This window comes from Nocardioides sp. (genome assembly GCF_024509035.1).
Lineage (GTDB): Bacteria > Actinomycetota > Actinomycetes > Propionibacteriales > Nocardioidaceae > Nocardioides.
The window spans coordinates 1-3580 of record NZ_JANINT010000215.1 but is presented as its reverse complement, the minus strand read 5'-3'; the positions used below and the strand labels follow the sequence as shown (position 1 = coordinate 3580).

The 3580-nt window shown below is 71.8% G+C and carries 3 protein-coding genes and 1 pseudogene; 2 read left to right on the top strand and 2 right to left on the bottom strand.

Going from position 1 to position 3580, the window contains the following annotated elements; translation table 11 throughout:
• On the bottom strand, positions 1 to 460 hold a 460-nt coding region (locus Q0L15_RS15470; RefSeq protein ID WP_296605346.1), incomplete at its 3' end, for a hypothetical protein.
• A gap of 105 nt (positions 461 to 565) precedes the next feature.
• Here Q0L15_RS15470 and Q0L15_RS15465 point away from each other — a divergent pair.
• Both Q0L15_RS15465 and Q0L15_RS15460 read left to right on the top strand, forming a co-directional pair.
• A complete protein-coding gene (locus Q0L15_RS15465) occupies positions 566 to 1507 on the top strand; it encodes a DMT family transporter (RefSeq protein ID WP_296605345.1) in 942 nt (313 codons plus the stop codon).
• Between the two features lie 71 nt (positions 1508 to 1578).
• The gene (locus tag Q0L15_RS15460) at positions 1579 to 3255 is read left to right on the top strand and encodes an AarF/UbiB family protein (RefSeq protein ID WP_296605344.1); all 1677 of its coding nucleotides are present in this window, start codon (positions 1579 to 1581) and stop codon (positions 3253 to 3255) included.
• Positions 3256 to 3388: 133 nt separating this feature from the next.
• Here the strand turns inward: Q0L15_RS15460 and Q0L15_RS15455 are convergent.
• Positions 3389 to 3580 (bottom strand): annotated as a pseudogene (locus Q0L15_RS15455) (YbjN domain-containing protein); the annotation flags it as partial.

The following is a 3580-nucleotide window of genomic DNA, read 5'->3' as shown; positions in this document are numbered from 1 at the left end:
CGGTGCTGACCACGACGCACTGCTCGGGGTAGCCCGCCTCGTTCTTGTCGATCCCCAGCACCAGCGCCAGGAGGTCCATGACCTTGAGCGTCGGCGTCTGGAAGTTGACGTTGACCAGGTCCTGCCCGGCGGTCGTGAAGGTCTGCAGGTGGATCGTGCCGTACCCGTCCTTGGTGATGTACGGCGTCACCTCGGCCCCGTCGGGCACCTCGAGGGCGTAGGTGCCGTCGTCGGCGACCGTGGTGGTGAGCGAGGGGTCCTCGACGACGTGCACGACCGCGCCGGCCAGCAGGTTCTTGACGGTGTTGAACTCATACGCCGTGCCGCTGATCGTGACGGTCGCCCCGTCACGGGCTCCGTCACGGGCCGCGTCCGCGGTCGCCGTCGAGGTGCCGGCGAACGGCAGCAGGGTGATCCCGAGAGCGATCGTGGTGAGCGCGGCGGCGCGCGTGCGTGACATGGATCCGGACCCTAGCGACGCGGGGACGGGGTGTGACCGGAAATCGACAGTTTCGCGACCGAAAACCGCCTGCCCGATGTCGGTGGTGGTCCCTAGCCTGGGCAGGTGACGAGTACGACGACCCCGCCGACCGCGACCGCCGCGACCGCCCCGCCCGCTGCGTGGCTGCCGGTCGCGGCCGTGGCGGTGACGCTGGTGTTCTGGGCGTCGGCGTTCGTCGCGATCCGTCACCTCGGCCACGACTTCTCCCCCGGTGCGCTGTCCCTGGGCCGCCTGCTCGTGGGCGCTCTGTGCCTCGGTGCGGTCGCGCTCAGCCGCGGGCTGCCCCGTCCCACCGGTCGCGAGTGGGTCTCGATCACGGTCATCGGCGTGCTGTGGTTCGGCGTCTACAACGTCGCTCTCAACGAGGGCGAGCACCGCATCGACGCCGGCACGGCCGCCATGCTCATCCAGGTCTCGCCCGTGCTCATCGCGTTCCTGGCCGCGACCTTCCTCCACGAGCGGTTCACGCTCTACCTCGGCATCGGCCTGGCCCTCGCGTTCGGCGGCGTCGGGCTGATCAGCCTCGCGTCCTCCGAGGGCGGCGGCAACGACGTCCTCGGCGTGCTGCTCTGCCTGCTGTCGGCGGCCGTCTACTCGGTCAGCCTGATCCTCCAGAAGCCGCTCGTGGCCCGGCTCTCCGCGCTCCACGTCACCTGGCTCGCGTGCACGGTCGGCGCGGTCGCGTGCCTGCCGTTCCTCGGCCAGCTCATCGACGAGGCCGGCGACGCCCCGACGTCCTCGATCCTGTGGGTCGTCTACCTCGGGGTCTTCCCGACCGCGATCGCCTTCACCACCTACGCCCACGCGCTGCGCCACATGTCCGCGAGCAGCCTGGGCGTGACGACCTACCTCGTCCCGCCGATCGCGATCGCGATGGGCTGGCTGTTCCTCGACGAGACCCCCGCCGCGATGGCGTACGTCGGCGGCGTGCTCGCCCTGGTCGGCGTGGCGGTCGCCCGGCGCAAGCCGCGCACGATCGCCGAGGAGGTCTCACCGCCCGCCTGACCCGAGCGCGCGTGACCCGCGCCGCTCCCCGCCCGGGCATCGAGATCGCGGCCAGCGGGAACGTCAGGTCCATGAGCTCAACCACGCACGGCCCGGTGGCGCGCTACACGGCACTCGCCCGCCTCCTGGTCCGCCACCGACGCGCCGACCTGCTCACCGGCCTGGGGTTCGACGGCTTCCCGCGCGACGACGAGGACGTGCCCGAGGGCGACGAGGAGCTCGCGGAGCGGTTCGCCGCCGACCTCGAGGAGCTCGGCCCGACCTTCGTGAAGCTCGGGCAGCTGCTCTCCACGCGGTTCGACCTGCTGCCGCCGGCGTACACGACGGCGCTGAGTCGGCTCCAGGACGACGCGGAGCCGGTCGAGTTCGAGGTCGTGCGGGAGGTCGTGGAGGCCGAGCTCGGGGGTGACGTCTCGGACCTGTTCGGCTCCTTCGACCCCGAGCCGGTGGGAGCGGCGTCGCTGGGCCAGGTGCACCTCGCGACCCTGCGCAACGGCCGCGAGGTGGCGGTCAAGGTGCAGCGTCCCGGCATCCGCGACCAGGCGCGCGAGGACATGGAGACCCTCGCCCGGCTGGCCGGCCTCGCCGACCGGCACACCGACGTGGGGCGGCACTTCGGCTTCGAGCGGCTGCTGGCGCAGTTCCGCCGCTCGCTCAGCGGCGAGCTGGACTATCGCCGCGAGGCGCGGAACCTGCAGCGGTTCCACGAGCTGACGGCCGACTACGACCTGCTCATGGTCCCGGCGCCGGTGCCGGAGCTCTCCACGTCACGGGTGCTGACGATGGACCGCGTCGACGGTCGCAAGGTCACCGACGTCGGGCCGCTGGGGTTGCTCGACCTCGACACCCGCCCGATGGTCGAGCAGCTGTTCACCTGCTACCTCGACGCGATGCTGCGCCACGGGTTCCTGCACGCCGACCCCCACCCGGGCAACGTGCTGATCACCGACGACGGCCGGCTCGCGCTGCTCGACCTCGGCATGGTGAGCTCGATCGCCCCGCGGCTGCGTGACCAGGTCATCAAGCTGCTGGTGGCGCTCGGGGACGGCGACGGCGAGGAGGCCGCGGCGGTGCTCGCCGGGCTGGGGCACCCGCTGCCCGACTTCGACGCCGCGTCGTTCCGCTCCGACGTGGGGCACCTGGTCTCCGAGGCGACCAGCGCCGGGCCCGACGTCCAGGCCGGCGCCACGCTGGTGCAGCTGAGCCAGATCTCGGGGCGCCACGGGCTGCGGCCGCCGGCGGAGATGTCGATGGTCGGCAAGGCCCTGCTGAACCTCGACCACACGACCCTGCACCTCGACCCCGACTTCGACCCGGCGGCCGCGGTGCGCGACAGCCTCGGGACCCTGCTGCGCAGCGGGCTGACGATCAGCCCGGCCGGCGTGATGAGCGCGGCCCTGGAGGCCAAGGAGTTCACCGCCAACCTGCCGCGCCGGGGCAACCGCATCCTCGACGCGCTCGCGGAGGGCGAGCTCAGCATCCGGGTGCACGCCATCGACGAGGAGCGGCTGCACACCGTGCTCCACCGGGTCGCGAACCGCCTCACGATGGGCATCGTGATCGCCGCGACCGTGCTGGGCGCGGCGATGATGATGCGGGTCCGCACCGACCACCAGGTGCTGGGCTATCCCACGGTGGCGATGGTGTTCTTCGTCTTCGCGGTCCTCGGCGGGGTCGCCCTGAGCGTGTGGGTGCTGCTCACCGACCGCCGGGTCGCCCGCGAGCGGCGTCAGGACCCCGGCGGCTGATCCATCCCCCCGTTGATTCGGGACTTCTGACGGTCGAGTCGGGAGTTGTGACGGTCGAGTCGGGGATTGTCGCCGTCCGCCGCACCGGAAGTCACGACTCAACGTGCAGAGGTCACGACTCAACGTGCAGAGGTCACGACTCGCGGTCGGAGGTCGGGTGGTCGCCGGACTCCAGCCAGCCGCGGAACGCCTCGAGGTTGTGGGTGGGCTCGCCGCGCAGCGTGCGCCACTCCCACTCCTTGCGGATCGAGGAGCCGAAGCCGAGCTCGAGGATCGTGTTGAACGACTCGTCGGCGTAGGTCAGCACCGAGCCGAGCAGCCGGTC